At 62.4% G+C, this 25,518-nt stretch carries 22 protein-coding genes; 15 read left to right on the top strand and 7 right to left on the bottom strand.

The genetic code is table 11. The features are described 5' to 3' along the window. Positions 1–20: 20 nt before the first annotated feature. Positions 21–1,325 carry a glutamyl-tRNA reductase gene (gene hemA / locus O987_RS04155; protein WP_043003492.1) on the bottom strand — a complete coding sequence of 435 codons (1,305 nt, stop codon included), beginning with the start codon at positions 1,323–1,325 and terminating at the stop codon, positions 21–23. Between the two features lie 72 nt (positions 1,326–1,397). Here hemA and O987_RS04160 point away from each other — a divergent pair, with 72 nt between their 5' ends. After that, positions 1,398–1,673, top strand: a complete 276-nt coding sequence (locus O987_RS04160; RefSeq protein ID WP_034400790.1) for a hypothetical protein — start codon at positions 1,398–1,400, stop codon at positions 1,671–1,673. A gap of 89 nt (positions 1,674–1,762) precedes the next feature. Here the strand turns inward: O987_RS04160 and O987_RS04165 are convergent, their stop codons facing one another. Next, positions 1,763–2,668, bottom strand: a complete 906-nt coding sequence (locus O987_RS04165) for a LysR substrate-binding domain-containing protein (RefSeq protein ID WP_043370935.1) — start codon at positions 2,666–2,668, stop codon at positions 1,763–1,765. Between the two features lie 146 nt (positions 2,669–2,814). Between O987_RS04165 and O987_RS04170 the strand changes: the two genes are divergently transcribed. The 4 genes from O987_RS04170 to O987_RS04185 all read left to right on the top strand — a co-directional run bounded on the left by O987_RS04170 (position 2,815) and on the right by O987_RS04185 (position 7,693). Beyond that, positions 2,815–3,804, top strand: coding sequence for a tripartite tricarboxylate transporter substrate binding protein BugE (locus O987_RS04170; RefSeq protein WP_003058506.1), 990 nt, complete (start codon positions 2,815–2,817; stop codon positions 3,802–3,804). A gap of 11 nt (positions 3,805–3,815) precedes the next feature. Next, a complete protein-coding gene (locus O987_RS04175; RefSeq protein ID WP_043376078.1) occupies positions 3,816–4,709 on the top strand; it encodes an N-formylglutamate amidohydrolase in 894 nt (297 codons plus the stop codon). Positions 4,710–4,899: 190 nt separating this feature from the next. Beyond that, complete coding sequence (locus tag O987_RS04180; RefSeq protein WP_043003488.1) at positions 4,900–6,528, top strand: SEL1-like repeat protein; 1,629 nt, start codon at positions 4,900–4,902, stop codon at positions 6,526–6,528. A gap of 181 nt (positions 6,529–6,709) precedes the next feature. Then, positions 6,710–7,693: a Bug family tripartite tricarboxylate transporter substrate binding protein gene (locus tag O987_RS04185; RefSeq protein WP_235214243.1), complete on the top strand. Its 984-nt coding sequence runs from the start codon at positions 6,710–6,712 to the stop codon at positions 7,691–7,693. Between the two features lie 296 nt (positions 7,694–7,989). Here O987_RS04185 and ugpQ read toward each other — a convergent pair whose 3' ends face one another. The 5 genes from ugpQ to ugpB all read right to left on the bottom strand — a co-directional run bounded on the left by ugpQ (position 7,990) and on the right by ugpB (position 13,185). Further along, a complete protein-coding gene (gene ugpQ, locus O987_RS04190) occupies positions 7,990–8,766 on the bottom strand; it encodes a glycerophosphodiester phosphodiesterase (RefSeq protein WP_003058497.1) in 777 nt (258 codons plus the stop codon). 179 nt (positions 8,767–8,945) lie between these two features. Further along, positions 8,946–9,953 carry a sn-glycerol-3-phosphate import ATP-binding protein UgpC gene (locus tag O987_RS04195; RefSeq protein ID WP_003058495.1) on the bottom strand — a complete coding sequence of 336 codons (1,008 nt, stop codon included), beginning with the start codon at positions 9,951–9,953 and terminating at the stop codon, positions 8,946–8,948. Positions 9,954–10,018: 65 nt separating this feature from the next. After that, positions 10,019–10,870 carry a sn-glycerol-3-phosphate ABC transporter permease UgpE gene (ugpE, locus tag O987_RS04200; protein WP_003058493.1) on the bottom strand — a complete coding sequence of 284 codons (852 nt, stop codon included), beginning with the start codon at positions 10,868–10,870 and terminating at the stop codon, positions 10,019–10,021. Positions 10,871–10,872: 2 nt separating this feature from the next. Beyond that, positions 10,873–11,754, bottom strand: a complete 882-nt coding sequence (gene ugpA, locus O987_RS04205; protein ID WP_003058492.1) for a sn-glycerol-3-phosphate ABC transporter permease UgpA — start codon at positions 11,752–11,754, stop codon at positions 10,873–10,875. 117 nt (positions 11,755–11,871) lie between these two features. After that, positions 11,872–13,185: a sn-glycerol-3-phosphate ABC transporter substrate-binding protein UgpB gene (gene ugpB / locus O987_RS04210; protein ID WP_003058490.1), complete on the bottom strand. Its 1,314-nt coding sequence runs from the start codon at positions 13,183–13,185 to the stop codon at positions 11,872–11,874. 493 nt (positions 13,186–13,678) lie between these two features. Between ugpB and O987_RS04215 the strand changes: the two genes are divergently transcribed. The 10 genes from O987_RS04215 to O987_RS04260 all read left to right on the top strand — a co-directional run bounded on the left by O987_RS04215 (position 13,679) and on the right by O987_RS04260 (position 25,515). Beyond that, a complete protein-coding gene (locus O987_RS04215) occupies positions 13,679–17,596 on the top strand; it encodes a DUF3683 domain-containing protein (RefSeq protein ID WP_003058488.1) in 3,918 nt (1,305 codons plus the stop codon). 112 nt (positions 17,597–17,708) lie between these two features. Beyond that, positions 17,709–18,146 carry an HIT family protein gene (locus O987_RS04220; protein ID WP_003058486.1) on the top strand — a complete coding sequence of 146 codons (438 nt, stop codon included), beginning with the start codon at positions 17,709–17,711 and terminating at the stop codon, positions 18,144–18,146. 74 nt (positions 18,147–18,220) lie between these two features. Further along, complete coding sequence (locus tag O987_RS04225) at positions 18,221–18,640, top strand: gamma-butyrobetaine hydroxylase-like domain-containing protein (RefSeq protein WP_003058483.1); 420 nt, start codon at positions 18,221–18,223, stop codon at positions 18,638–18,640. A gap of 243 nt (positions 18,641–18,883) precedes the next feature. Continuing rightward, on the top strand, positions 18,884–19,615 hold the full coding sequence (ubiE, locus tag O987_RS04230; RefSeq protein WP_003058482.1) for a bifunctional demethylmenaquinone methyltransferase/2-methoxy-6-polyprenyl-1,4-benzoquinol methylase UbiE: 732 nt from the start codon (positions 18,884–18,886) through the stop codon (positions 19,613–19,615). Between the two features lie 51 nt (positions 19,616–19,666). Then, positions 19,667–20,665, top strand: a complete 999-nt coding sequence (locus tag O987_RS04235; RefSeq protein ID WP_043370936.1) for a Tim44 domain-containing protein — start codon at positions 19,667–19,669, stop codon at positions 20,663–20,665. A 147-nt stretch (positions 20,666–20,812) separates the two neighbouring features. Further along, on the top strand, positions 20,813–21,424 hold the full coding sequence (locus O987_RS04240; protein ID WP_003058478.1) for a ubiquinone biosynthesis accessory factor UbiJ: 612 nt from the start codon (positions 20,813–20,815) through the stop codon (positions 21,422–21,424). After that, positions 21,421–22,989: a ubiquinone biosynthesis regulatory protein kinase UbiB gene (gene ubiB / locus O987_RS04245; RefSeq protein WP_003058476.1), complete on the top strand. Its 1,569-nt coding sequence runs from the start codon at positions 21,421–21,423 to the stop codon at positions 22,987–22,989. The genes O987_RS04240 and ubiB overlap by 4 nt, the downstream gene beginning before the upstream one ends. A 35-nt stretch (positions 22,990–23,024) precedes the next feature. Continuing rightward, a complete protein-coding gene (locus O987_RS04250; RefSeq protein ID WP_043370937.1) occupies positions 23,025–24,476 on the top strand; it encodes a sodium:solute symporter family protein in 1,452 nt (483 codons plus the stop codon). Positions 24,477–24,577: 101 nt separating this feature from the next. Then, complete coding sequence (locus tag O987_RS04255) at positions 24,578–24,856, top strand: FmdB family zinc ribbon protein (RefSeq protein ID WP_043370938.1); 279 nt, start codon at positions 24,578–24,580, stop codon at positions 24,854–24,856. A gap of 14 nt (positions 24,857–24,870) precedes the next feature. Beyond that, entirely contained in the window at positions 24,871–25,515 is a 645-nt protein-coding gene (locus tag O987_RS04260) for a DUF502 domain-containing protein (RefSeq protein WP_003058473.1), read from the top strand. The last annotated feature ends 3 nt before the right edge of the window (positions 25,516–25,518 follow it).

Genomic DNA, 25,518 nt, shown 5'->3' on the forward strand with positions numbered 1-25,518 from the left:
GCCGAAGCGGGCGAGCGCCGCTAAAGCTTGCTGGGGTTGCGGCTGGCGCGCAGGAACAGACGGGAGACGGTGTCTGCGGTCTGGGCGCGTTCTTCGGCGTCGCCCTTGTGCAGCTCGGCCATGGTGCCGTGCAGCATTTTCTGTGTGAGACCGCGCGAGAGCGCTTCCAGCACGGTGTCGATGTCTTCGCCCTTGGCCAGCAGCTTCTTGGCACGGGCAATTTCCAGCGCGCGCCATTCGTCGGCCTGGGCGTTGACCTGCTGGATCAGCGAGACCGCGCCGCCCACGGGGTTGCGCTGGTCCATCCATTGCATGAAGCTTTGCACGCCGGTGTCGATGATGACCTCGGCCTGTTGCACGGCGGCCTGGCGCTGGGCCTGACCGGTGCGCACGACGGTTGCCAGATCATCCACGGTATAGAGATAGACGTCGTTGAGGTTCTTGACCTCGGATTCGATATCGCGCGGAACGGCCAGGTCCACCATGAAGATGGGGCGGCGCTTGCGTTTCTTGAGGGCGGACTCCACGGCACCCAGGCCGATGATGGGCAGGGTGGATGCCGTGCAACTGATGATGGCGTCGTATTCGTGCAGATGCTCGGGCAGGTCGGCCAGACGCATGGTGCCGGCGCCGAACTGGGCGGCCAGCTTCTCGCCACGCTCCATGGTGCGATTGGCGATGGTGATCTGCCTGGGGTTGCGGGCGGCAAAGTGGGTGGAGACCAGCTCGATCATCTCGCCCGCGCCCACGAACAGCACGCGAATCTTGCTCAGGTCTTCAAACAGCTGGCCGGCCAGGCGCACGGCAGCGGCAGCCATGGAGATGCTGTGCGCACCGATCTCGGTGGAGCTGCGCACTTCCTTGGCCACGGCAAAGCTGCGTTGAAACAGCTGGTTGAGCGTGGTGCCCAGGGCACCTGCGGTCTCGGCCGCACGCACGGCGTTCTTCATCTGGCCGAGGATCTGTGCCTCGCCCAGCACCATGGAGTCCAGCCCCGAGGCCACGCGGAAGGCGTGGCGGGCGACCAAGCCATCCTGCAGCAGATACGAGTGCTGGCGCAGAAGCTCAGGCGCCACGCCGCCGCTGTTGGCCAGCCAGTGCATGGTGTGATCCATGGCGGGGGCGTCGGCAGCGCAGTAGATCTCGGTGCGGTTGCAGGTGGAGAGGATGGCGGTTTCCACGGCGCTGTGAGCCCGGCCCGCGTGGGACAGGGATGCGCGCAGGCCTTGCAGCGTCGGCGCGATCTGATCGAGCGCGAACGCAAAACGGCCCCGCATATCGAGCGGAGCCGTGTGGTGATTGATACCTAAAGCCCAGACTGCCATAACAGGGGATTATAAAATTTAGAACCGGATTGGGCACCCCCCGGTCTCAAAGCCTTGGAATCGATTGTTGCCATGGATCTTGTTGCGAGCGTTAATCATTTACTCAACTTCGTCGCCCCGGCTTTTTTTCTCGCACTGGGCCTGGCGATCTGCGCTCGATGGTTCAAGCAAAACAAGGCTGGAGCCCAATCATTCATTGCACAAGTAGCTATTAATTTCATATTGGGTGTAGCGGTTTTGCTGGCCAGTCTCTGGCTGTTTTCACGCGATGGCAAGATGCTCGCCTATGCCGCGCTGGTCTGCGCAAGTGCCTGCTGCCAGTGGGTGCTTTCCAGAGCCTGGCGCTGATTGGCGCATTGGCTGGAAAGCTGTTTTGCGTGAAATCTTGATCTGACTCAAGAGTGTTTGTTGTATTCGCGCCAGTGTCCGGCCGGGCCTCAGTCACTGACGGCCCGGGGTTCGGCCTGCTCCAGTATCCAGCTGCGAAACTGTCTTAAGGCCTCCGTGGGAGGCCGGTTGCCTTGCTGGCACAGAAAGTAGCCGCGCTCGATATGCACCGGCGCATCCAGCGCCAGCGCCACGCGGCCCGATGCCAGATCCTCTTCCACCAGGCAGCGCTGCACCATGGCCACGCCCATGCCGGCTGCCACGGCCTGCACCAGCAGGGCCACGGTCTCAAAGTCCGCGACCGGGGCGGGGCAGGGCTGGCTCAGGCCCCGGGCCTGCATCCAGCTGGCCCAGTTGCCCGGGTAGTTGGTGTGGAACAGCAGCGGGCGGCTCAGCAGATCCTGCTCGCTGCAGATGGGGTTCGGCCCTTGCAGCTCGCGCGGGTGGCAGATGGGGATGAGGTCGCGGCCGATCACATACTCGGCTTCCACGCTCGCCGGCCATTGCTGGCTGCCGACGCGAATCCAGGCATCGATCTCCGGCGCATTGAGCGGATCGTCGCGCCGGTAGGGCGCGAAGGAGAGCATGATTTGCGGATGACGGCGGTTGAAGTCGGGCAGGCGCGGAATCAGCCAGTGGCTGAACAGCGTGGGAATGACCGACAGGCGCAGCTGGGGCCCATGGCGGCGCCTGCGTGCGGCGGCCGATGCGGATTCGATCGCCATCACGGCGGGCTCTATCGCCTGCAGATAGTCCTGTCCTGCCGCAGTGAGCGCGTTGCGTCTGCCCAGGCGCTCGAACAGGGCAAAGCCCAGATGCTCCTCAAGCCTGGCAATGGCTCGGCTGATGCCGCCCTGCGTCACATACAGCTCCTGGGCGGCGAGCGAGTAACTGCCCAGGCGGGCGGCTGCGGCAAAGGCGTGAAGTTCGGACAGGGACGGGGAGTGCATGCGCATGACGGCTTGAATTATGACGGCTGGTAATACTTGCGTGCCGTCTTGTCGCTTTTCGTGGCGCGGCCTGCGGCACAGAATGAAAAAAAGGTTGGAGTGCCAAGTCCTGAGCCCTTCGACCGATTCATAACCAGTCAAGGAGAAGCCGCATGGCTATTCGTCGTACCGTTCTGTCATCCATTGCCGCCTGCGCCGCAGCCGCCGCGCTGTCCCCCGCGTTCGCTGCGAATGCAGCAGCGGACTACCCCAATCGCCCCATCCGCCTGATCGTGCCCTTTGGAGCCGGTGGCTCCACCGACATGGTGGCGCGCCTGCTGGCCGACAAGATGGGCCAGATACTGGGCAAGGCCGTGGTGGTGGACAACCGTGGCGGAGCCGGCGGCTCCATCGGCGCTTCGGAAATCGCCAAGGCCGCTCCCGACGGCTACACCATCGGCATGGCCACGGTCTCCACCCATGGCTCCAACCCGGCCATCTTCCGCAAGCTGCCCTATGACGCGATCAAGGACTTTGCTCCCATCACCAATGTGATGAGCGTGCCCAGCGTCTTCGTCGTGAACGCCAGCGTGCCTGCCAAGACCATGAAGGAATTCATCGCGCTGGCCAAGGCCAACCCCGACAAGTACACCTTTGCCTCGCCGGGCACGGGTTCGCTGGGTCATGCCAATATCGAGAACTTCATGAATCTGGCTGGTATCCAGCTGCTGCACATTCCCTACAAGGGGGCGGGCCAGGCCATTACCGATGCACTGGGCGGACAGGTCAATGCCATGACGGACAACCTGCCTTCGACCCTGCCGCATATCAAGGCCGGCCAGCTGCGTCCCCTGGCCGTGCTGGCCCTCAAGCGCAGCGATGTGCTGCCCGATGTACCCACCTATACCGAGCTGGGCTACCCCCAGATGGGCGACGGCGGCTGGTTTGGCCTGGTGGCGCCTGCGGGCACACCCAAGCCCATCATCGACAAACTCAATGCTGCGGCCCACAAGGTCATGGCTTCGCCCGACTATCTGGAAAAGCAGAAGTCCATCTCCGGCGAGTCCATGGGCAACACGCCCGAGCAGTTTGCCAAGCAGATCAAGACTGCGATCGAGCGCTACACGGCCGTGGCCAAGCGCGCCAATATCAAGCTGGACTGATGAAGGCTTCAATGTCTGTGCCTGATTTTCTGCAAGCCAGACCGGCCGAGCCGGTGCTGGTGCACCCGGCCCGGGGCGAGGTTCTGCCCATAGTCTGCGACTCGCCGCACAGCGGCACGGCCTATCCCGAGGATTTCGGCACCGTCGTGCCCATGAGCCTGCTGCGCCGCGGCGAGGACACGCATGTGGCAGCGCTCTGGGACCGCTGGCCCGAGTTCGGCGCCACATTGCTGGAAGCGACTTTCCCGCGCACCTATGTCGACCCGAACCGCAACGAGTCCGACCTGGATCCCGCGCAGATCGAGGGCGAATGGCCGGTGCCGCTGTCGCCCAGCATCAAGACCCAGCAGGGGCTGGGCCTGATCTGGCAGCGCATCAGCAAGGCCGGCGTGGCCACTCCCCTGTATGAACGCAAGCGCACCGTGGCCGAGGTCCAGCACCGTATCGCCCGCTACTGGCGCCCCTATCACGCGGCGCTGGCGCAGGCCATCGACGACAGCGTGGCCCGCTTCGGGGCCGTGTGGCATCTGAATCTGCACTCCATGCCCAACGACGTGTACCAGCGACTGGGACGCAGCGATGCGCCACCGTTGGCCGACTTCGTGCTGGGCGACCGTGACGGCACGACCTGCGCGCCCGAGTTCATCCATCTGGTGGGCGATACGCTCAAGGGCTTTGGCTACAGCGTTGCCTATAACGAGCCCTACAAAGGTGTGGAACTGATCGGGCGCATCGGCCAGCCGCAGCTCAATCGCCACTCCATGCAGATCGAGATCCGTCGCCCCGTCTATATGGATGAGGACACGCGTGAACCGAATGCCGGCTTCGAGCCGCTGCGCGCGCATTTTGCCGAGCTCATGCAGGTGCTGGCGGACTATGTGCGCGAGCAGATGAGCAGGGGCTGAAACCTTTGCATCCTGTCAGGCCCGGCATTGCCGGGCTTTTTTCATGTCACGGCCAAATGTCAAAAAACTGTGGCGAGGATGCCGCGATTGAGGGATTCCTTATCGAAGCTGCTATCAGAATCAGTTACGCTCGCAGGCTGGTGTCATCGTATGTCTGATGTAACAACACGCGTCTAGGAATCGTACCGGAATGAAGTTCACTCCCATCGCAGCGCTGGTCATGTCGAGTCTGGCGGCCTTTGCCCAGAGCGCATCCGCGCAAACCGGTGCGGAAGGTCGCATGAATTTTTTGCGCGATTCCAGAGCCGCCACATCGGGTCCCCAGTTTGAATTCAGTCGTCTGCAATATGGCCCGCTGCCGATTGCAGGCTCGCGCGTGGCCTCCACGGCCGGTCCGCTGCAGGCGGCCGAGCGCGGCGATGCCAAGGCACAGAATCAGCTGGGCGAAATGTATGTGCATGGCCAGGGCGTGCCCCAGAATGCCGCCACGGCCGCGCAATGGTTCCGCAAGGCCGCGGCCCAGGGACATGCGGGTGCCCAGAACAGTCTGGGTGCGCTGTATGCCAACGGCCAGGGCCTGCCGCAGAACTACCGTGAGGCTGCCCAGTGGTACGGCCGCGCGGCGCAGCAGAACAATGCCGTGGCGCAGTACAACCTGTCCCACCTCTATCAGGAAGGTCTGGGCGTGCCCCAGAGCTTCAGCACCGCCGCCCAGTGGCTGGAGAAATCCGCCGCGCAAGGCCATGTGACGGCCCAGTTCGAGCTGGGCCAGCGCTACCTCAAGGGCAATGGCGTGGCCGTGAACTACATGACGGCCGCCGACTGGTTCAAGAAGGCGGCCGATCAAGGCCATGCGCAAGCGCAGAACCAGCTGGGCTCCATGCTGTCCGACGGGGTGGGCGTGAAGCTGGACCCCGTACAGGCTGCCCAGTGGCTGCAGCGCGCTGCCGAGCAGGGCGACGCCAGGGCCCAGAACAGCCTGGGCCGCATGTATATGGATGGCGTGGGCGTCCCGCGCGACTACAAGCTGGCGGCTTCCTGGTTCCAGAAGAGCGCCGAGCAATGGAATGCCGACGGCCAGAACCATCTGGGTCGTCTGTATCTCTACGGCCTGGGTGTGGAGCAAAGCCCTGCCTATGCGGCGCAATGGTTCCAGCGCGCGGCCGACCAGAATCATGCCGATGCCCAGTACAACCTGGGCACCATCTATGCCGAAGGTCTGGGCACGCCCCAGAACTACGGCACGGCGCTGCAGTGGTATCAGAAGGCGGCCGAGCAAGGCCATGCCGCCGCCATCAACAACGTGGGTACGCTGTACGCCGAAGGCCGTGGCGTGCCGCAGAACTATGCGACGGCCATGCAGTGGTTCCGCCGCGCGGCCGACAAGGGCGATGCCTCGGCCCAGTTCAACCTGGCGCGTCTGTATGCCGATGGCCAGGGCGGTGCCGCCAGCCCTGCTCAGGCGATGAAGTGGTATGCCGCGGCAGCCGAGCAAGGTCATTCCGGTGCACAGAATCGCCTGGGCGTGATGTACGCCGAAGGCCAGGGCGCTGCGCGCGACTACGGCAAGGCCGTGCAGTGGTACCAGCGTGCTGCCGAACAGGGTGACGCCGCCGCCCAGTACAACCTGGGCATGGTCTATGCACAGGGCCAGGGTGTGGCTCGTGACAATGCCAGGGCCTACTTCTGGTACAACCTTGCCGCCATGGAGCTGGGGGGCGACGCCGCCAAGCGCCGCGACGAAGCGGCCAACAAGCTCACCATTGCCCAGGTGGCCGAGCAGCAGAACAAGGCCTTGGCCTGGCAGCCCAAGCGCTGATTGCCGCTTGGCACCCTGGCAAGCAAGCGCTTCCCTCGAGAAGCGCTTTTTTATGCCGGCAGGCTCCCGTCATGGTTCAGAGCAAGGCTCGAATGCCGCTGCCCGGTGCAGGCTGGCCAAGCCGGGTTTGCCTGGGCAGTGCCTGGCGCGGCCGATGATTTTCAAAACCAAGGAGACAACAATGAACAAGATTTCAATGAATATGCTGGCCGGCCTGATGGCTGGCGCAGGCCTGCTTCTGTCTGCGGGCGCGCAGGCTCAGGACTCCTTTCCGACCAAGCCCATCCGTATCGTGCTGGGCTTTCCTGCCGGCGGCCCGCTGGACCAGCATGCCCGTCTGCTGACCGACAAGCTGCAGGGCGTGCTCGGTCAGCCGCTGGTGGTGGATTACAAGCCCGGAGCGGGCGGCTCGGTGGGGGCACAGGACGTGATGCGCTCGCCCGCCGATGGCTACACGCTGATGCTGGCCAATACCGGCGTGATGGTCATCAACCCTGCGCTCTACAGCAAGCTGCCCTACAACACACTCAAGGACTTCACGCCGATTGCCCGCACCGCCATGCAGCCGCTGGCGCTGCTGGTCAACAACAAGGTGCCGGCCAAGACGCTGACCGAGTTCACGACCTATGCCAAGGCCAACCCCGGCAAGATCAACTTCGGCTCGGCCGGCAACGGCGGCATCAGCCATCTGGTGCCCGAGATGTTCAAGAGCGCCGCAGGCGTGGATCTGGTGCACATTCCCTACAAGGGCAGCGCGCCTGCGTTCACCGACCTGATCGGTGGCCAGGTGCAGTTCATGGCCGAGAGCATTCCCCAGGCTGCGGCCTATCACAAGCAGGGCAAGGTGCGCGCCCTGGCCGTGACCAGCAAGGAGCGCAACCCCGCGCTGCCCGAAGTGCCGACCGCCATCGAGTCCGGTCTCAAGGGCTTCGAGGTGGTGGGCTTCTATGGCTTCCTGGCACCTGCCGGCCTGCCCAAGGAGGTGACGGCCAAGCTCAGCAATGCCTTCCAGCAGGTGATGAACATGCCCGACGTGAAGAGCCGCATGGTGGAGCAGGGCGCCGATCCGGCCTTCCTCGGCTCTGAAGCCTTCGGCAAGTTCCTGGCCGGCGAGACGCCGCGCTGGGCGGCAGCCGTCAAGGCCTCGGGCACGAAACTGGATTGACACCCCCTGAGGCGCTGTGCCTAGGCGGCCCCGCGCCTTCCCCCGCTCTCGCAGTGCTGCGCACTGCGCACTGCGGGCAGGGGACGCAGCCAGCGCGGCGGGGCGGCCCTTGCGCGGCTGCCCTGATTTGTCAGTGCCAGTATTGGAGGTGGTGAACGCAAAAAAGCCCGGTCACTGCAAAGGGGCCGGGCTTTTGTTTTGCTATGAATATAGAAGCTGCTTGCGCTTGATTTGAAGGGAATTCAGCATTGATTGATGCTGAGGTTCTTAGTGGATATGCATAAGCAGCTACTGATTTACAGCTGCTCGCCTGTCTGCGCGGGGCTGAACATATCCACGCGGTCGGTGATGATGCCGTCCGTGCCCAGGTCGATCAGGCGTTGTGCGGCCCATTGGTCGTTGACGGTATAGCTGCTGCAGCGCAGGCCTGCGCCATGCACCTTGGCCACCAGCTCGGGCGTCCACAGGGCGTGGTTGAGCACCATGGCGCTGCAGTCCAGCTCCATGGCCTGCTTCAGGTCGGCATCACCGTTGCCGTCGGCCAGCCTGTCCACCAGCAGGCCGCGTGGAATATGGGCTGCGGTCTCGCGGGCACCCTTGAGCGAGTCGGACTTGAACGAGGTGAACAGCGGCTGCACCTCGGTCTTCGGCCAGATGCGGTTCATCAGCTCGCCGCAGGCACGGCCGGTTTCCAGTTCCTGGCCCGGGGTCGGCTTGATTTCCACATTCAGGTGCAGATGGTTGGCCAGGCACCAGCGCGCCAGGGCTTCCAGCGTGGGCAGGGCCTCGCCCGCATAGGCGCGAGAGTGCCAGCTGCCGGCATCGAGCTGGGCGATCTCGCCCATGCTGAGTTCGCCGCCAATGCCGTGGCCGCTGGTGGTTCGCTCCAGCGTGGCGTCATGCATCAGAAACAGCACGCCGTCCTGGCTGAGCTTGGCATCGCATTCAAAGAATCGGTAGCCATGCTGCGCGCCCAGGCGGAAGGCGCTCATGGTGTTCTCCGGTGCCAGCTTGCCGGCGCCGCGGTGGGCGACCCAACGTGGGTAGGGCCAGGGTTTCAAAGCATTCGTCATAGTGAGTCCAACAAAGTTTGCGGCTTCATACTTCAGGGTAGCTTTGGGCGCGTCGATGAGAACTGGCGCAACCCATCTCAGAGACACCGAGCAAGAGCCGCCTTGCGGCGAAGGTGTCGTCCCCCTCCCGCGTAGCGAGAGAGGGGGAAGCGGCGCAGCCGCTCAGGGGGAGTTTCGATTTAGGCGCGTTTGCCGGTTTCGGCGTTGAACCAGTGCAGGCGGTCTTCACGCGCCGAGATGCGGGCGGTCTCGCCGGGCTTGGGATAGGGCTTGCCTTCTTCCACGCGCACGGTGACGTCTTCATCGCCCACCTTGCCGTGCAGCAGGCGTTCGGCGCCCAGCAGTTCCACGGTCTGCACCTTGAATTCCACGCCACCGGTTTCCACCAGGTCGATGTGTTCGGGGCGGATGCCCAGGATCAGGCCGGGCTTGCCATTGGGCGAGTGCTTGAGCAGGTTCATGGGAGGGGAGCCGATGAAGCCCGCCACAAAGGTGGAGGCTGGTGTGTGGTAGACCTCTTCGGGTGTGCCGAACTGCTCCACATTGCCGCCGTTCATCACGACCATGCGCTGGGCCAGGGTCATGGCCTCGACCTGGTCGTGGGTCACGAACAGGCTGGTGATGCCCAGCTCGGCATGCAGCTTCTGGATCTCCAGACGGGTCTGGCCGCGCAGCTTGGCGTCCAGATTGGACAGGGGTTCGTCAAACAGGAACACCTGGGGCTGACGCACGATGGCGCGGCCCATGGCCACGCGCTGGCGCTGGCCGCCCGACAGCTGGCGCGGCTTGCGGTCCAGAAGATGGCTCAGTTCCAGAATCTTGGCGGCCTTGTCCACACGACGCTTGATCTCGTCTTCGGGCACCTTGGCGAGCTTCAGGCCGTAGGCCATGTTCTCGTAGTTGCTCATGTGGGGGTAGAGCGCGTAGTTCTGGAACACCATGGCGATATTGCGCTTGGCGGGCTCCAGGTCGTTGACCTTGTTGGAGCCGATCAGCAGGTCGCCATCGGTGATTTCTTCCAGGCCGGCGATCATGCGCAGCAGGGTGGACTTGCCGCAGCCCGAGGGGCCGACCAGCACGATGAATTCGCCGTCGTTGATCTCGACGTTGATGCCGTGAATGACGGGCACGGCGGACTTGCCCGTGCCATAGCGCTTGACGATGTTCTTCAGGGAGATGGATGCCATGGGAGGTATTCCAGGTATTCGTTCAATGGGTCAAAAGAAGGTGGTGGAGGTCGTGGTCGAGAGCCTTACTTCTCGGTATCCACCAGGCCTTTGACAAACCACTTTTGCATCAGCATGACCACCAGTGTGGGTGGCAGCATGGCCAGGATGGCGGTCGCCATCACGATGTTCCAGTCGATGGCGGCTTCGCCACCGCCAGCGACCATCCGCTTGATGCCCACGACCACGGGATACATGTCTTCCGAGGTGGTCATCAGCAGGGGCCAGAGGTACTGGTTCCAGCCGTAGATGAACTGGATCACGAACAGCGCGGCAATCGAGGTCTTGGACAAGGGCACCAGGATGTCCTTGAAAAAGCGCATGGCGCCGGCGCCGTCGATGCGGGCGGCTTCCACCAGTTCATCGGGCACCGTCAGGAAGAACTGGCGGAACAGGAAGGTGGCGGTAGCCGAGGCAATCAGAGGCAGCGACAGACCGGCGTAGCTGTTCAGCAGGCCCAGTTCGGCCACGACCTTGTAGGTGGGCAGAATGCGCACTTCCACGGGCAGCATCAGGGTCAGGAAAATCGCCCAGAAGCAGATCATCTTGAACGGGAAGCGGAAGTACACGATGGCGAAGGCCGACAGCAGCGAGATGGCGATCTTGCCCACGGTGATGATCATGGCCACGACAAAGCTCACCCACATCATGTGGACGACGCTGGTGTTGGAGCCCAGCTTGCCGGAGCCCAGCAGTGCTTCCTTGTAGTTTTCCCACAGGTGGGTGCCGGGCAGCAGAGGCATGGGCGCCTGCACGATCTCGCTGGCCGTGTGGGTGGAGGCCACCAGTGCCAGATACAGCGGGAAGGCCACGATGGCCACGCCAACGACAAGCACTAGGTGCGAGAAGAAATTGAGCCAGGGGTTGCGGTCAACCATGATCAGTACTGCACTTTCTTTTCAACATAGCGGAACTGGATCACAGTCAGCACAACAACAATCAGCATCAGGATCACGGACTGCGCAGCCGAGCCGCCCAGGTCCAGCGCCTTGAAGCCGTCCAGATACACCTTGTAGACCAGGATCGACGTGGACTGGCCGGGGCCGCCGTGGGTGGCCGCATCGATGATGCCGAAGGTGTCGAAGAAGGCGTAAACGATGTTGATCACCAGCAGGAAGAAGGTGGTGGGCGAGAGCAGCGGCAGCTGGATGTTCCAGAAGCGGCGCCAGGGGCCGGCGCCATCAATCGAGGCTGCTTCGATCAGGGCCTTGGGAATGGACTGCAGTCCGGCGAGGAAGAACAGGAAGTTGTAGGAAATCTGCTTCCACACGGCGGCCAGCACAATCAGTGCCATGGCCTGGTTCTCGTTCATCAGGTGGTTCCAGTCATAGCCGAGCTTGCCCAGGAAATAAGCCACCACGCCGATGGACGGCGAGAACATGAAAATCCACAGCACGCCGGCAATCACGGGGGCCACGGCATAGGGAATGATCAGCAGGGTCTTGTAGACCATGGCGAAGCGCACGATGCGGTCCGCAAAAATGGCCAGGCCCAGCGATGTGGCAATGCCCACGCCCGCCACCAGCACCGAGAACAGCGCGGTGCGGTAGAAGGAGTCCAGATAGGTGGGGTCGGCGAACAACTGGCGGAAGTTGTCCAGGCCCACCCATTCGGTGCTCATGCCGAACGCGTCTTCCATCTGGAATGACTGGAGTACCGCCTGACCAGCGGGCCAGAAAAAGAAGATGCCGATGATGAGGAGCTGGGGTGCGATAAGCACCCAGGGCAGCCACCTGGATCGGAAAAGAACGCGTTTTTCCATGAGGAGTCACAAATAAAAAAACCACCGGAGCCTGGGTTCAGTCAACGTGGCATTCAAGGGGCTGTGCCTTGGGTGAAGGCACAGCGGGCCTGGGGGTGCCCTGCGGCACCCTCAGGATTACTTCTTGTAGGAACGCTCGAAACGGGCCAGCAGCTCGTCGCCACGGGTCACGATGGCGTCCAGAGCCTGCTTGCCGGTCTTCTTGCCAGCCCACACCTGTTCGAGTTCTTCGTCCTCGATGGTACGGATCTGCACATAGTTGCCCAGACGGATACCGCGCGAGTTGTTGGTCACCTTGCGGATCATCTGCGTCACGGCGGTATCGGTGCCGGGGTTCTTGGCGTAGAAGCCGGACTTGTCGGTCAGGTCATAGGCGGCCATGGTCACGGGCAGGTAGCCGGTGCGCTGGTGCGAAGCGGCCTGCACCTTGGTCTGCGACAGGAATTCGAAGAACTTGGCCACGCCCTTGTAGTGCTCGGCATTCTTGCCGGACATCACCCACAGCGAAGCGCCACCGATCACGGTGTTCTGGGGAGCGCCCTTGACATCGGGGTAGTAGGGCAGGGCAGCCAGGCCGTAGGCGAACTTGGCGTTCTTGGCCACATCGCCGTAGAAGCCGGACGAAGTCTGGATCATGGCGCATTCACCGGCGGTAAACGAAGCCTGGGGAATGGAGCCGCGGCCCTTGTAGACAAACTCGCCGGCCTTGGCGGCTGCAGCCAGATTGTCGATGTGCTTGACGTGCAGAGGCGAGTTCACCTTCATGCGTGCCTTGTAGCCGTTGGCGCTCAGGCCGTTTTGCTCGGTGGCGAACTCAACGTTGTGCCAGGTGGAGAAGGATTCCAGCTGGGTCCAGCCTTGCCAGGCCAGGGTCATGGGGCAGCTGTGGCCGCTTTCCTTGAGCTTCTTGGCGGCAGCAAAGACTTCGGGCCAGGTGGTGGGGGCCTTGTCGGGGTTCAGGCCGGCCTTCTTGAAGGCGTCCTTGTTGTAATAGAAGATGGTGGTCGAGCTGTTGAAGGGGAAGCTCAGCATCTGGCCGTTGGGGGCGGTGTAGTAACCGGCCACGGCGGGGATGTAGGCCTTGGGGTCGAAAGCGACACCGGCGTCCTGCATCACCTTGCCCACGGGCACGGTCGCGCCCTTGGAAGCCATCATGGTGGCAGTGCCCACTTCGAACACCTGCAGGATGTCCGGTGCGTTGCCCGAGCGGAAGGCTGCAATCGCGGCTGTCATGGACTCATCGTAGGCACCCTTGTAGGTGGGGACGATCTTAAAGTCCTTCTGGCTCTCGTTGAACTGCTTGGCCAGGTCATTGACCCATTCGTTGTTCACGGCAGTCATCGAGTGCCACCATTGGATTTCGGTGGTGGCTTGTGCCGAGAAGGCAGTTGCGGCGACGGCGGCGGCCATGGCCAGTTGCTTGAATTGCATGAAGGCTCCTCTAACTTTCGTTGACGAAATATGCGGTGATGCACATTAAGTCATTCGTATGACATATGGATGTCATTGTTTGCATGGGCTTGTGCGCTTCACCATGGGCAGAACCCGCAGTCAAAAGCCGTTGCATGACGATCTGGTGACAATTGATGGTGCGCGAAGCTGCGCCATTCTAGGTCAACGGCATTTCGTTTGTTGTTGGTAGTCTTTCGTATTGAGTTGTTTTTGATTCGGAAATGTATGATTTTTGTCTAAATAGCCTATGGAAGATTCATCGATGATTGGGAGGCGCGTGCCGTGCACGAATTCGCAGTGCCGCGCCGCGTTGTCATGCAGCGAAGCTGCCCGGGGCTTGCTGCTGCTTTGGCGATAGCAGGGCTGACCACTCAGAACCCATAGCAAAGCATGGCTGAGCCGCCGTCGCTTAAAATCGCCATCCCACTGGCTTAGGGGCGCCACACAGAGGGCGCCCGATACGGTCTACCCCATGAATGTACCGATTGCGTTGGCTGCCGCCCTCCAGGCCCAGGCTGCCGAACCCGCACGACTGCGCGAGATTCCCTATAACTACACATCGTTCTCTGACCGTGAGATCGTGATTCGTCTGCTGGGCTCATCCATGTGGGATGTGCTCAATCAGCTGCGTCAGGAACGCCGCACCGGCCGATCCGCCCGCATGCTCTACGAAGTGCTGGGGGATATCTGGGTTGTGCAGCGCAATCCCTATCTCCAGGACGATCTGATCCACAACCCCGACCGCCGCAAGTCGCTGGTCGAGGCGCTGGAACATCGCCTGGCCGAGATCGACAAGCGCCGCGAGCCCAACGAGGATGCCGTGCGCGATCAGCTGGTGGGCCAGCTGGTGGAGGCTGCCCATCGCGCCGTGCATGAATTCAATGCCACGTTTGTCGAAGCCGAGCAGCTGCGCCGTCGCGCGCAGAAGACACTGCGCCGCTATACCGCCAAGGACAACATCAAGTTTGACGGCCTGTCGCGCGTGGCTCATGTGACCGATGCGACCGACTGGCGCGTCGAGTACCCGTTTGTGGTGCTGACACCCGATACCGAAGCCGAGATGGCCGGCCTGGTCAAGGGCTGTATCGAGCTGGGCCTGACGATCATTCCGCGCGGAGGCGGCACGGGTTATACGGGTGGAGCCATTCCTTTGACATGGCGTTCGGTGGTCATCAACACCGAAAAGCTGGAGGCGCTGACCGAAGTCGAGATGCGCATGATTCCCGGCGTGGACCACGAAGTGCCCACCATCTACTCCGAAGCCGGTGTGGTGACTCAGCGCGTTGCCGACGCGGCCGAGCGCGGCGGTTTTGTGTTTGCCGTGGACCCGACCTCCATCGAGGCATCCTGCATCGGCGGCAATATCGCCATGAACGCGGGCGGCAAAAAGGCGGTGCTCTGGGGCACGGCCCTGGATAATCTGGTGTCCTGGCGCATGGTCACCCCGGATGCGCAGTGGCTGGAAGTCACGCGCCTGGACCACAACCTCGGCAAGATTCACGACGCCGAGATGGCCTGCTTCGAGCTGAAGTACTTCGAGGCGGACGGCAAGACCCCTGTGCGCACCGAGCGCCTGGACATTCCCGGCCACACCTTCCGCAAGGAAGGCCTGGGCAAGGATGTGACCGACAAATTCCTCTCGGGCCTGCCCGGCATTCAGAAGGAAGGCACGGACGGCCTGATCACCAGCGCACGCTGGGTGGTGCACCGCATGCCGGCGCACACGCGTACCGTGTGCATGGAGTTCTTCGGCAATGCCAAGGACGCCGTGCCCTCCATCGTCGAGATCAAGGACTATATGTTCGCCGAGCAAAAGCGCTCGGGCGTGCTGCTGGCCGGTCTCGAACACCTGGACGACCGCTACCTCAAGGCCGTGGGCTACGCGACCAAGAGCAAGAAGGGCAACGGCCGCCTGCCCAAGATGGTGCTGCTGGGCGATATCGCCGGTGACGACGCCGACGAAGTGGCCCGCGTGGCGGCCGAGGTGGTGCGCATCGCCAATTCGCGCAACGGCGAAGGCTTTACCGCCGTCAGCGCCGAGGCGCGCAAGAAGTTCTGGCTGGACCGCAAGCGCACGGCAGCTATCTCGCGCCATACCAACGCCTTCAAGATCAATGAAGACGTGGTGATTCCTCTGCCGCGCATGGCCGAGTACACCGATGGCATCGAGCGCATCAATATCGAGCTGTCGCTGCGCAACAAGCTCAAGCTATGCGACGAGCTGAGCGGCTTTTTCAAGCACTCAGACCTGCCCCTGGGCAAGAGCGACGATGCCGGCGACATCCCCAGTGCCGAGCTGCTGGAAGACCGCGTGCAGCAGGCTCTGACGCTGGTGGCCGAGGTGCGCGAGCTCTGGCAGGGCTGGCTGGACGGCGTGGCCACGCTGTTCCCCGAGCTGCAGGATCACCGCCTGCGTGCGAGCTGGAAGACCCAGCTCAAGGAGCCGCTGTCCAAGATTTTCGCGGGTGCTGCCTTCCAGCCGCTGCGCGAGTCCGTCAACGAGATTCACCAGAAGGTCCTCAAGGGCCGTGTCTGGGTGGCGCTGCACATGCACGCCGGCGACGGCAATGTGCACACCAACATCCCTGTCAACTCCGATGACTATGAAATGCTGCAGACCGCGCACGAAGCCGTGGCCCGCATCATGGAGCTGGCGCGCAGTCTGGACGGCGTGATCTCGGGTGAGCACGGCATCGGCATCACCAAGCTGGAATTCCTCTCGGATGCCGAACTGGCACCGTTTGCCGATTACAAGAAGCGTGTGGACCCCGAAGGCCGCTTCAACAAGGGCAAGCTGATCCGCAACGAAGAGTGGGATGCCCTGGCGCACCAGAGTCACGACGGGCGCTCGCCGCGCGAGTCGCTGATGTTTGCCGATCTGACCAATGCCTATACGCCCAGCTTTGGTCTGATGGGTTATGAATCCATCATCATGCAGCAGTCGGACATCGGTGCCATCGCCAATTCCGTCAAGGACTGCCTGCGCTGCGGCAAGTGCAAGCCGGTGTGCGCCACCCATGTGCCGCGCGCCAATCTGCTGTACTCGCCACGCAACAAGATTCTGGCCACCTCGCTGCTGGTGGAGGCCTTCCTCTACGAAGAGCAGACACGCCGTGGCGTGTCCATCAAGCACTGGCAGGAATTCGAGGATGTGGCCGACCACTGCACGGTCTGCCACAAGTGCTTCAACCCCTGCCCGGTCAAGATCGATTTCGGCGACGTGACCATGAATATGCGCAATCTGCTGCGCAAGATGGACAAGAAGAGCTTCCGCCCCGGCAACAAGCTGGCCATGGCCATGCTCAACGCCACCAATCCCGACACCATCAAGTTCATGCGCACGGCCATGGTGGGCGTGGGCTTCAAGGCCCAGCGCCTGGCGGCCGACGTGCTGGGAGCGGTTGCCAAGAAGCAGACTGCGCACCCGCCCGCATCGGTGGGTACGGCTCCCATCAAGGAGCAGGTGATCCACTTCATCAACAAGAAGCTGCCCGGCGGTCTGCCGACCAAGACGGCGCGCGCCTTGCTGGACATCGAGGACAAGGACTACGTGCCCATCATCCGCGACCCGCAGGCCACCAAGTCGGACACCGAGGCGGTGTTCTACTTCCCAGGTTGTGGCTCCGAGCGCCTGTTCAGCCAGGTGGGTCTGGCCACGCAGGCCATGCTCTGGCATGCCGGCGTGCAGACCGTGCTGCCGCCCGGCTATCTGTGCTGCGGCTATCCCCAGCGCGGCTCGGGCCAGTTCGACAAGGCCGAGAAGATGATCACGGACAACCGTGTGCTCTTCCACCGTGTGGCGACCACGCTCAACTATCTGGACATCAAGACCGTGGTGGTGAGCTGCGGTACCTGCTATGACCAGCTGCAGGGCTACCAGTTCGACAAGATCTTCCCCGGCTGCCGCATCATCGACATCCACGAATATCTGCTCGAAAAAGGCATTACGTTGCAGAACAAGGGCTCGTACCTGTACCACGACCCCTGCCACACGCCCATGAAGCAGCAGGACCCGATGAAGACCGTCAAGGCCTTGATGGGCGACAACGTGCTCAAGAGCGAGCGCTGCTGCGGCGAGTCCGGCACGCTGGGGGTGACGCGTCCCGACATCTCCACGCAGATCCGCTTCCGCAAGACCGAGGAAATCCGCAAGGGCGAGGCCGCGCTCCGGGACAACGGTCAGCTCGGCGCCCAGGACAACGTCAAGATCCTGACCAGCTGCCCCAGCTGCCTGCAGGGCCTGAGCCGCTACGGCAACGATCTGAACAACGGTCTGCTCGAAGCCGACTACATCGTGGTCGAGATGGCGCGCGACATCCTGGGCGAGAACTGGATGGCCGAGTATGTGAATCGCGCCAACCAGGGCGGTATCGAGCGCGTGCTGGTGTGATGCCCCCTGAGTCGCTTCGCGCCTTCCCCCAAGGGAGGCCGGGGCGGCCCTTCCTCGGTGTCTCTGGCCTGCGCTGGGGTCACGTCGATAAGCATTGCAATGGAGATTTCAGATGTTGGTTGAAAATTGTCCTCTGTGTGCAACCGATGGCGGCGCATTGATCTGGAGCGGTGAGAAGCTGCGCGTTATCCGCGCAGCGGAAGAAGGCTTCCCGGCCTTTTATCGCGTGGTCTGGAATGAACATGCGGCCGAGTTCTCGGATCTGAGCGCGGCGGATCGCATTGTCTGCATGGATGCCGTGGCCCTGGTGGAGCGCGTGCTGCGCGAGCAACTGGCCCCGACCAAGATCAATCTGGCGGCTCTCGGTAATATGGTGGCGCATCTGCACTGGCATGTGATTGCGCGCTATGACTGGGACAGCCACTTTCCCGCTTCGGTCTGGGCTGCGGCCCAGCGCGAGCGCGATGAAGCCCGCGAAGCTGCGATTGCCCGTCAGCTGCCGCAGGTGGATGAAGTGCTGCAAAAGGCACTGGCCCTCTGGGCCGCGTGATGTTTTTCATCTCCGTCGGGAGATCCAAAGGGCAGCTCCAGGCTGCCCTTTTACGCATTGATTAGGAGAAAACCATGGCAGGACTGCAAGCCAACACTCCCACCCCCCAGTCGCTGACCGTGCACGGTGCATCGCGCGTGCTGGAGGTCTCTTATTCGGACGGCAAGACTTTCCGCATCCCGTTCGAGCTGCTGCGCGTGTACTCGCCCTCGGCCGAAGTCCAGGGCCACGGCCCTGGCCAGGAAGTGCTGCAGACCGGCAAGCGCGATGTGGGCATCAGCACCATCGAGCCGGTGGGCAACTACGCCATCAAGCCCTTCTTCAGCGACGGGCACGAAAGCGGTCTTTACACCTGGGAATACCTCTACCAGCTGGGCAGCCAGCAGGACGCCCTGTGGCAGCAATATCTGCAGCGTCTCCAGGAGGCCGGACTGGAGCGCGACACGCCCATGCCCGAGAAAGGCGCCGGCGGCCATGGCTGCAGCGTGCATTGAGCTTTGACTCCCAGGGGCTTGCATGTCGGCCCAAAAGCCGGCAGCAGCGTCCCGCCCACGCCACAGCGCCCATGCGTGCAGCACAGGGTTATTGAGGCTGGTGCTATATTTCCAATAGCTGGCAGCGCATGTGAAATAAGCGCTCAAGGCGAATTCTTTCCAAAAACCATAGTGCTTCAAAGCCTGTAGCCATACGGGGTTGTCGCTGTACGCGCAAGCACTGCCTGCTTAGCATTCTTTGTTATGAGCTCCACACACTTCGGATTCCAGACTGTTGATGAAAGCGAGAAGGCATCGCGCGTACGCGGTGTGTTCGACTCCGTGGCTTCCAAGTACGACGTCATGAACGACGTGATGTCGGGCGGTCTGCACCGCGCCTGGAAGGCTTACGCACTGATGGTGGCCAACCTCAAGGAAGGCGACAAGGCGCTGGACATCGCGGGCGGCACAGGGGATCTGTCCCTGGCTTTTTCCAAGAAGGTCGGGGCCAGCGGTCAGGTGGTGCACACCGACATCAACGAAGCCATGCTGCGTGTGGGGCGCGACCGTCTGACCGACAAGGGGGTGATCCTGCCCACGCTGGTCTGCGATGCGGAGAAGCTGCCTTTTCCCGACAACTATTTCGATCTGGTCAGCGTGGCCTTCGGCCTGCGCAATATGACGCACAAGGATGCCGCGCTCAAGGAAATGAACCGCGTGCTGCGTCCTGGCGGCAAGCTGCTGGTGCTCGAATTCTCCAAGGTGGCCAAGCCCCTGGAGAAGGCCTATGACTGGTACTCGTTCAAGATTTTGCCGGCCATGGGCAAGATGATTGCCGGCGATGCCGAAAGCTATCGCTATCTGGCCGAATCCATACGCATGCATCCGGGACAGAAGGAGCTCAAGGCCTTGATGCAGCAATGCGGCTTTGGTCATGTGGACTATCACAACATGACGGGAGGCGTCTGTGCCTTGCATGTGGGAATCAAGTGTTAAGTGCGCCTGGTGCGCAGATTTGTAGCGACTTTCTAGAAGAAGGGAGATGAGATGAAGAAACTTTGGTCAATCGCCTTGGTGGCAATGCTGGTGGTGGCGCATGGTCAGGCCGATGCCAAGCGCATGGGCGGCGGCTCATCGTTCGGCAAGCAGTCGGGCAACGTCACTCAGCGTGAAGCTTCTCGTGCTCCCGCTCAGAATACCCAGCAGGCCGGGCAGCAGAATGCGGCGCAGCAAAACCGCGCGGCCCCGCCCGCAACTCCGGCCGCTGCACCCAAGAAACCCTGGGGTGCCATGCTGGGCGGCCTGGCTGCAGGCCTGGGTCTGGCCTGGCTGGCCAACTCGCTGGGCATGGGCGAAGCCTTTGCGAATATGCTGATGTTCGGTCTGCTGGCCATGGTGATCATGGTGGTGGTCGGCATGATCATGCGACGTCGCAAGCCCGCGCCTGCGATGCAGGGCAATCACAGCCCCTTCGCCTTTCAGGGCGCAGGCAACCTGGGCGGTGATGCCAACGCTCCCCAGGCTCGCCAGTACAACCCTGAAAAAGTGGGCAACGATGCGTCGGCTCGTCCCTGGGAACAGAACCATATTCCCGAAGCCGCAGCAGCAGCCGGTGGCTCCATGATCGGCTCTGCATTGTCGGGTTCGCAGAACTGGGGCGTGCCCGCAGACTTCGATGCCGAAGGCTTTCTCACGGCAGCCAAGCGCAACTTCGTGACGCTGCAATCGGCCTGGGACAGGTCCGACATCACAACCCTGCGCTCCATGATGACCGACGAGATGCTCTCGGAAATCCGCAGCCAGCTGTCCGAACGCGAGAGCCAGCGTGCCGGTGAACCCAACCACACCGATGTGCTGATGATCGATGCGCAGCTGCTGGGCATCGAGGACCTGGGCAATGGCTATATGGCCAGCGTCGAGTTCTCCGGCATGATCCGCGAAGAGGCATCGGCAGGCCCCAGCCCCTTCCGCGAAGTCTGGAACATGACCAAGCCCAAGAGCGGTGCCAGCGGCTGGCTGGTGGCAGGCGTGCAGGCGCTGCAATAAAGCCAGGGCTCGAACTGGCATTTCCCGACCCGGGACACCCAGCGAGAGCCTGGCCGGCCCTTTGCCTCGCAGCGAAGCCGGCGTCCCCTCAGGGCGAAGGTGCAAAGCGCCACAGGGGGGAATCAATTTCATGAATAATCGGGGACTATGGCAACACAGTCCCCTTTTTCTTTTCTGGGCGGTCTCGTCGAACGCGTGATGGCCGGCCCCCAAGCTCCCGAATGGCTGGTGAGTGAAATGCATCAGCGTCTGGTGCTTTTCCTCAACCATGTGCTGATGCAGGAAAAAGAGGCCAGGGATCGCCTCGTGCGCCAGAAAGGCCGTATTGCGCGCGTGCAGTGGCGCCAGTACTCGGTCGCCTTGCTGGTCACCCCTGCCGGCCTGTTCGATCTGGCTCCTGCCGAGGCGGCGCCCGATCTGATGCTGGAAGTCACGGAGACCTCTCCACTGTCGCTGGCCCAGACGGCCTTGCGTGGCGACAAGCCCAGCATTCGCATCGAAGGCGACGTGCAGTTTGCCGCCGAAATCAACTGGCTGGTGGATAACGTCAAGTGGGATGTGGAGGAAGACCTGGCCCGCCTGATCGGTGACGTGCCTGCCCACACCATCGCCAAGGTGGCTCGCACCGCTGCTCAGGGGCTGCGTCAGTTCGTCGGCGCACGCATGGGTGGCAAGTCCGCCTCTGCTGCCGATGCTGCCCATCCCGCCAGCACGGCCCCCGTGGCAGCCATGCCCGGCGCCGATTACACACAGCCATGAGCCGTTTTCTGCGAGGCTGGGCCATCCTCTGGGTGGTGTTTCGTTATGGGCTCGACGAGCTGGTGCTCTCCGGGATCCCGCATCCGCGACTGCGCAGCCTGCGCGGCGTGCTGACCTTCGGCCGCAAGCTGGACAAGCCACGTGGCGTACGCCTGCGCGAAGCGCTGGAAGAGCTGGGCCCGATCTTCGTGAAGTTCGGTCAGGTGCTGTCCACACGCAGCGACCTGATGCCGCCCGATGTGGCCGAGGAGCTGGCCAAGCTGCAGGATCGCGTGCCGCCGTTCGATTCCCAGATCGCGGTGGACACCATCGAGCGTTCCTTTCGCAAGCCGCTGGAGCAGATCTTCATCAGCTTCGAGCGCCAGCCCGTGGCCAGCGCATCGATTGCCCAGGTGCACTTTGCCCGGATCCGCGACAAGGACGGCATCGAGCACGACGTCGCTGTGAAGGTGCTGCGTCCGGGCATGAAGTCCGTGATCGACAAGGATCTGGCACTGATGCACATGATGGCGAGCTGGCTGGAAAAGCTCTCCCACGACGGCAAGCGTCTCAAGCCCAAGGAAGTGGTTGCCGAGTTCGACAACTATCTGCACGACGAGCTGGATCTGATCCGCGAAGCCTCCAATGCCGCGCAGCTGCGCCGCAATATGGAAGGGTTGGATCTGGTGCTGATCCCCGAGATCCACTGGGATTACTGCCACACCGATGTGATGGTGATGGAGCGCATGAAGGGCGTGCCCATCAGCCAGGTCGAGCGCCTGCGCGAAGCCGGGGTGGACATCCCCAAGCTGGCGCGCGACGGCGTGACCATCTTCTTTACCCAGGTGTTCCGTGACGGCTTCTTCCATGCCGACATGCACCCGGGCAACATCATGGTCAGCCTGGAGCCCGATACCTTCGGACGCTACATCTCGCTGGACTTCGGCATCGTCGGTACGCTGACCGAGTTCGACAAGGAATATCTGGCGCAGAACTTCCTGGCCTTCTTCCGCCGCGACTACAAGCGCGTTGCCGCCTTGCATGTGGAAAGCGGCTGGGTGCCTGCCACGACACGCGTCGAGGAGCTGGAGGCTGCCATCCGTGCCGTCTGCGAGCCTTATTTCGACCGGCCCCTGGCCGAAATCTCGCTGGGCATGGTGCTGATGCGCCTGTTCCAGACCTCGCGCCGTTTCCAGGTCGAGATCCAGCCCCAGCTGGTGCTGCTGCAAAAGACCTTGCTCAATATCGAAGGCCTGGGGCGCCAGCTCGACCCCAACCTCGACCTCTGGAGCACGGCCAAGCCGTTCCTCGAGAAATGGATGCTGGACCAGATGGGGCCGCAGCGCCTATGGCATGAGCTGCAGGCGCAGGCACCGCGTTACGCCAAGATCCTGCCCGACATTCCACGGGTGCTGCACCAGTATCTGTCCAGGCATGGCGCCGGCAATGACAGCGAGACCCTGCTCAAGGAACTGCTGCAGCAGCAGAAAACGACCAACCGTCTGCTGCAGGCCATCCTCTGTGGCGGCATCGGTTTCGTCATCGGTCTGGTGGTGCTGCAGGTTCTGCTGCGCATCCGCTTCTGAGCTTTCCCTTTCTTTAGAGTTCGAGGAGTGCCAGCGTGCTGCTCTCATTGGTGATCGTCTACCTGTTAGTGACCATCGGCATTGGCCTGTGGGCCGCCAGACGCGTGAAGAACACGGCGGATTTCGCCATTGCCGGCCGTCATCTGCTGCTCTACATGATCATCACCACCACCTTCGCGACCTGGTTCGGGTCCGAGCTGGTGCTGGGCGTGCCTGCCAAGTTCATCGAAGGCGGACTGCATGCGCTGGTGGAAGATCCGTTTGGCGCGGGCATGTGCCTGATCCTGGTGGGCGTGTTCTTTGCGGCCAAGCTCTACCGCATGAATCTGCTGACCATCAGCGACTACTACCGCTCGCGCTATGGCCGGGCCATCGAGGTGGTCTGCTCGCTGATCATCATGCTCAGCTATCTGGGCTGGGTCTCGGCCCAGGTCACGGCGCTGGGCCTGGTCTTCAACCTGCTCTCGGGCGGTGTCGTCAGCATTCCCATGGGCATGACGATAGGCGTGCTCTCCGTGCTGGTCTACACCCTGTTCGGCGGCATGTGGTCGGTGGCCGTGACGGATTTCGTGCAGATGATCATTCTGGTCGCCGGCCTGCTGATCCTGGCATTTTTTGCCGGTGACATGGCGGGCGGCGCGGGCAAGGTGGTCGATCTGGCCACCAGCCGCGATCTCTTCAAGTTCCTGCCCGAGCCTTCGCTGCACGAAATCGTCTTCTTCATCGGCGCTGCCGTGACCATGATGCTGGGCTCGATTCCGCAGCAGGACATCTTTCAGCGCGTGATGTCGGCAGACACCGAAAAGTCGGCCGTGCGCGGCACCATCATCGGCGGTGCCTGCTATGTGATCTTTGCCTTCGTGCCCATGTTTCTGGTGGCCAGTGCGCTCATCATCATGCCCGCCGAAGCCACGGCCCTGCTGGCCGATGATCCGCAGAAGGTGCTGCCCACCCTGGTGATGGACAAGATGCCGTTCGCCATGCAGGTGCTGTTCTTCGGTGCGCTGCTCTCGGCCATCAAGTCCTGCGCTTCCGCCACCTTGCTGGCCCCCAGCGTGACCTTCACCGAGAACATCTGGCGCCAGTTCCGCCCCTACACCTCGGACAAGGACAATCTCAGGACCATGCGCATCAGCGTGCTGGTGTTCGCGGCCTGTGTGCTGGCCTATTCGATCATCATGGAAGGCACGCCCATCTATGAACTGGTCGCCAGTGCCTATCAGGTGCCGCTGGTGGGGGCCTTCGTGCCGCTGGTGTTCGGTCTGTACTGGAAGCGCGCCACCACCCAGGGCGCCATCAGCGCCGTGGTGCTGGGCATCGGTGTGTGGCTCATCTTCATGGTCACGCCCGCGCTCAACCAGGCTTTTCCACAGCAGCTGGCTGGTCTTTTGGCTGCGGTCGCCGGCATGCTGGCAGGCTCGCTGCTGCCCCAGTGGATCAGCAACCATCACCGTGAAATAGAGTCCTTTGCCGAGATCAAGGCTTGAGGGTGCAAACCGGCGGCACCGGGGCTTGCTTGCGCAGCGCAGCAAAACCAGGGGCGGCGCCTATAATTGAGGGTTTTTGCACTTCCCCCGTTTTTAGCGCTATGCCTATCTATGCATACAAGTGTGGTTCCTGCGGCCACGCCAAGGATGTGCTGCAGAAAATCTCGGACGCGCCGCTGACCGTGTGCCCAGCTTGCGGGGCCGAGGCCTTTTCCAAGCAGCTCACCGCTCCGGGCTTTCAGCTCAAGGGTTCTGGCTGGTATGCCACGGACTTCAAGAACAGCGGCAGCAAGCCGGCTGCAAGCACCTCTTCATCCAGTGACAGTGCCGCTGCACCTGCAGCAGCTGCAGCTCCTGCCCCTGCCCCTGCCAATTCCTGAGGCTTACCCACACTATGTCTGCATTGCGCAAGTGGCTGATTGCCGGTTTGCTGGTCATCGTTCCCCTGGTGATCACGCTTGGCGTGCTCAACTGGATCATCGGAACGCTGGATCAGACGCTGGCCATTCTTCCCGAGGCCTGGCAGCCCGACAGATTGCTGGGCATGCATATTCCGGGCTTTGGCGTTATTCTGACCTTGCTGATTCTGCTGCTCGTGGGCGGTATTGCCAGCAATTTCATCGGCCGCAAGCTGGTGGGTTGGGGTGATGCGCTGGTGCGCCGCATTCCGGTGGTGCGCTCCATCTATTCCAGCGTCAAGCAGGTCTCGGACACCGTGTTCTCCGACAGCGGCAACGCTTTTCGCACGGCAGTGCTGGTGCAGTGGCCGCGCGAGGGCGTATGGACCGTGGCTTTCGTCACAGGCCAGCCCAGCGGTGAGGTGGCTGCCCTGTTGCGCGACGAATATGTGAGCGTCTTTGTGCCCACCACGCCCAACCCCACAGGGGGTTATTTCGTGCTGGTGCGCAAGAGCGAATGCATCGAGCTGGAAATGAGTGTGGATGCGGCGCTCAAATACATTGTTTCGATGGGCGTGGTGGCTCCGCCAGACCTCGCACTGATCGAAGAATCCAAACAAACAACCTTGTCGCACCCCTAAGGT

Source organism: Comamonas testosteroni TK102 (assembly GCF_000739375.1).
Taxonomy (GTDB): Bacteria; Pseudomonadota; Gammaproteobacteria; order Burkholderiales; family Burkholderiaceae_C; genus Comamonas; species Comamonas brasiliensis.